General features: G+C 57.2%; 2 protein-coding genes and 1 pseudogene. All 3 read left to right on the forward strand.

Annotation, left to right across the window (positions count from 1 at the left end; all coding sequences use genetic code 11):
• A pseudogene (locus H5U08_RS10550) lies at positions 1 to 449 on the forward strand (efflux transporter periplasmic adaptor subunit); the annotation flags it as partial.
• A 63-nt stretch (positions 450 to 512) separates the two neighbouring features.
• The gene (locus tag H5U08_RS10555; protein WP_297032806.1) at positions 513 to 3,854 is read left to right on the forward strand and encodes a CusA/CzcA family heavy metal efflux RND transporter; all 3,342 of its coding nucleotides are present in this window, start codon (positions 513 to 515) and stop codon (positions 3,852 to 3,854) included.
• A 364-nt stretch (positions 3,855 to 4,218) separates the two neighbouring features.
• On the forward strand, positions 4,219 to 4,660 hold a 442-nt coding region (locus tag H5U08_RS10560; RefSeq protein ID WP_297032808.1), incomplete at its 3' end, for a TolC family protein.

Consider the following 4,660-nt stretch of genomic DNA (forward strand, 5'->3'; position numbering starts at 1 on the left):
TTTTTCGGCACAGTGGCCACGTTGAGCCGGATCGGGGCGAGGTCGTCGCAGTGAGCCCTTTAATCGACGCGCGGACCCGCTTGGTCGCCGTGTGGACAACGCTGGATCCAGCCGAAAGGGAAAACCACGTGGGAACGGTCGGCTGGGCGGAAATCCTTATTGCCGAAGAGCGGGACGTCATCATGGTCCCGGAATCAGCCGTTCACTGGGAGGGCGACTGTTTCGTCGTGTTCGTTCGCGACCGGGATTTCGACCACCTGCCCTACAAAGTCTTTCACGTGCGGAAGGTCCGCATCGGGAGGAAAGTATGGCACGAGGGTCGGGAAATGAGGGAAATTGTCGCGGGGTTGTTGCCGGGCGAAGTTGTGGCCACCACCAACAGCTTTGTGTTGCGGGGGGCGCTTTTGGAGGAGCGACTGGGGGCCGGCTGCACCGAGCACAACGACTGACTTTGGAAACAAACGGGCGAGCAGGACGTGCGCCAACAATGGACACCAGCGAGGTAGGATCGCATGCTTGAACGGCTTATTACATGGTGCCTGCAAAACCGGTTTCTGGTGGTGCTGGCCGGGGTTGTCATCGCCGGGGTGGGAAGCTTCTCGCTGCTCCACTTGGACGTTGATGCCTTTCCCGACACAACCCCGGTTCAGGTACAGGTGAATACGGTGGCTCCGGCACTCGGCCCCGAAGAGGTGGAACGCCAGATCACGATCCCGCTGGAGCAGGTATTCGCCGGCCTTCCGCAGTTGCAGCTTCTCCGATCGATCTCTAAGTTCGGCCTGTCCCAAATTGTGCTCACTTTTCGCGATGGAACAGACATGAAGTGGGCACGGCAGATCGTGGCCGAGCGCCTCACCATGGTCGAACTTCCCGAAAGCATCGAGCATCCGACGCTGGGGCCGATCTCCACCGGATTGGGAGAGATTTTCCATTATGTGGTGACTCTCAAAAACTGGGATCCGACGAATGCCACGCCGGAAGAGCGAGTCCAAAAGCTCACCTATCTGCGGACTTTGCAAGATTGGGTGATCAAACCCAAGCTGCTGGCGGTTGCCGGAGTGACGGAGGTCAATTCATGGGGAGGATACAAGAAGCAGTATGAAGTCCGACCCGATCCGCAGAAGCTTCTTTACTTCAACATCACTCTCGAGGATGTTATTCGAGCCCTGGAAGCTAACAATCAGAATGTTGGAGCGGGTGTCGTCCGCCAGCACGGGGAAAGCGTCCTGGTGCAGGGGATAGGGCGGGTAACCAATGAAGAACAAATTCGGCAGATTGGCGTGACTTCTCGAGATGGGGTGCCCGTCCGTATCGGTGATATTGCCGAGGTAACGGCCGGTTATGAAATTCGCCGCGGAGCAGTCACGGCGAACGGGAAAGGCGAGGCTGTTCTCGGGTTGTGTTTCATGCTGATGGGGGAAAATAGTCAGGAAGTATGTGCCGCGATACGGAAGCGGCTGGAAGAAATAAAAGCTATTTTGCCACCAGATGTGGATGTCCACGCTGTCTACGACCGGACGGAATTGGTCAATTACGTCCTGGAAACAGTGCGGAAAAACGCGTTTGAAGGCGCTCTGCTGGTAATTGCCGTGCTGTTCCTGTTTCTGGGCAATCTCCGGGCCGCGGCGATCGTGGCTCTGGCCATTCCTCTTTCCATGCTGGTCGCGTTTACTGGAATGCTCAAATTCGGAATTGCAATCAGTCTTCTCAGTCTGGGAGCGATCGACTTCGGCATGGTGGTGGATAGTTCCGTAGTGATGGTCGAAAACTGCGTCCGCCATGTCGCCAAGGGTGACCTTGGTCGTGGGTCCATGGTGGATCTCGTTCGCCAGGCTGCCGTTGAAGTCCGAAAACCGACTCTGTTCGGCGAGATGATCATCATGATCGTTTATTTGCCGATTCTCGCCCTTGAAGGAATAGAGGGAAAAATGTTCCGCCCCATGGCGCTGACGGTGATATTCTGCTTGTTTGGGGCCCTCGTTCTCTCACTGACATTGATGCCTGTGCTGGCGAGCATTGTTCTGCCGCGCCGCGTTGAGCATCGAGAGCCGCTGGCCATCCGTTTGGTGAAGATTATCTATCGACCCTTTTTGAGCTTTTCTACCCGCTATCCGGGCATGGTGCTGGCCATTGCGATTCCGTCTGTTGTTTTCGTACTGGCCGGGATCGGGCCACGACTGGGCAGCGAGTTTTTGCCGAAATTGTCGGAAGGGTCCTTGACCATCAACGTCGTGCGCTTAACGGGCACCAGTCTGGAAGACTCCATCGCACTCAACACACGTATGGAAAAGATGCTTTTGGAAGCGTTTCCCGATGAGATCAGGGAGGTGTGGAGCCGCATCGGAACGGCCGAGGTGGCAACCGATCCCATGGGCATTGAACTGACGGATATCTATGTGATGTTGCGACCACGCAGCGAGTGGAAAAAAGCCCGTACCCAGGACGAATTGCGTCAAAAGATCGAAGAGGTGCTGCGCGTCATCCCCGGTCAGCGATTGGCCTTTTCCCAGCCGATCGAGCTCCGCATGAATGAGCTCATCCACGGCGTGCGGAGCGACCTGGGGATCAAGATTTTCGGGGACGACTACGACATACTTCTGGAGAAAGCGGCTCAGATCGAAACGATTCTCAGACAGATCCCGGGCAGCGCGGATGTGGCCACGGAACAGGTGACGGGTCAACCTGCTCTGGAACTCTCCGTGAAACAGGATGAAATAGCCAGATACGGTCTTTCGGGGGATGTCGTGTTGCGTGCCGTTGAGACCTTGGGCGGTTACAAAGTGGGAACTGTGGTGGAGGGCGACTATCGGTTTCCACTGGTCGTAGCTTTCGATCCATCATACCGGGAACACCCGGACAAACTTTCCCAACTGATCCTGAAAACGCCCGCCGGGCAAAGCATTCCCCTGGCCCGTTTGGTCGAAATTCGACGCCGGGAAACGCCCGCCACAATCACCCGCGAATGGGGACAGCGTCGTGTCACGGTGACGTGTAACATCCGTGGTCGGGACATGGGAAGTTTTGTGGCAGAAGCACGCCGTCGCATTAACGAGGAGGTGTTACCGACATTACCTTCGGCAAGGTACTTCATCACGTACGGAGGTCAATTCGAAAACTTTGAGCGGGCTTTCATGCGGCTGGCGGTTGTCGTGCCGCTGGCACTGGGACTCGTGCTGTTTCTGCTGTATCTCACGTATCACAACATTATTGATGTGCTCAGGGTGTTCACCGGGGTGCCGTTTGGCTGGGTGGGCGGGGTTCTCGCCCTGTGGTTTCGGGACATGCCCCTGTCGGTCTCGGCCGTGATCGGGTTCATCGCTCTTTCCGGAATCGCGGTACTGGACGACATGCTCCTTGTCAGCACAATCCGTCAACTGCGTCAACAAGGGCTGAACGTTTCTCAGGCGGTGCGGGAAGCGGCCATCATCCGCCTGCGGCCGGTGCTCATGACAACTCTGGTGGCCAGCCTGGGTTTCTTGCCGATGGCTCTGAGTACCGGTCAGGGAGCAGAAGTTCAACGGCCTCTGGCAACGGTTGTTATCGGGGGCGTTATTGGGGCGATGGTGATGTCACTCCTCGTGCTGCGGGCGCTGTACCTCATCTTTGACGGGATAGCCCATGCGATCTTTCAGCTCTGCACACGCGTGCTCGGAGCAGACCCGGAGTCCACCTCGCGCTGGCTGGGGCTCGACGTCGAACGGTCAACTCGGCCATTTCAATCTGGGGAATTGAACCAGCGGGGATCTCCGGCATCCGATTTCGGGGCGCCAGAGACCGTGGATGCCAGGGCAGCCGGTGATTCCAGCATTGATCAGGGGACCGGTGCCCCTGCTCTGGGGGAGCCGAAATCGTGACGATTTCTGGTGTATAAATTCCCGGCAAGATTAATAAGAGTTGCCGACCGAGCCGAAGAAACAGCATGGCACGGTTTTTCGAACAAGACCAAATTTGGAAAGTAGCTCGATGGATCGAATGTCGGAGCATACGACGAAACGGCCCGGCTTTTTGACTTGGTCATGTGCGCGGGGCGTCCGACCATCCGGAGAAGTTTTTTCAGATTACCGAGTTAGGTTTGTTTTGCTGACTTTGTTTGTTCTTTCGCTACATTCTTCGTCTGCGCCCTGTTTTTCGCAATCTCCGCAAGACTTTTCAGGTTCTCAGGGTTTCGTCGTCGTTGCCGATCGGGCAAACGGCGTTCAGACCAGTTCCGGGCGCGTTTTGACTGTTGCCGAGGCCGTTCGCCTGGCCGAGCAAGGCAACCCTCAGTTAAGGGACGCTATTTGGGCTGTTTCCGCAGCCCGGGGGAGACTCCTCCAGAGCCGCCTTTATCCCAATCCGACCCTTTCCATCAATGGCGAGGAGCTCGCCGATCCGGAGGGCCCAGGGATTTGGACAGCCCCGTTCGTCGCCCAGGAATTGGTCGCACCGGGCAAGAGAAGTCTGGACCAGGCTATCGCGCACTGCGAATTGGAGCGAACCCGATGCCGGGTAGCGGCGGAATGGCGGAAACTCGTGGCGGCGGTCAGGCGGGCATACTGTGAGGCGCTTCTGGCGGAGAGGCGAGCAGAAACCTATCGGGAATTGGTTGCCGTCGCAGAAGCATCCCTGAAGCAGAGCAGGGCGCTGTTAGAATCGCGACAAGGGACACGCTTGGAGGTTG

It is taken from the genome of Thermogutta sp., assembly GCF_014359955.1.
GTDB lineage: Bacteria > Planctomycetota > Planctomycetia > Pirellulales > Thermoguttaceae > Thermogutta.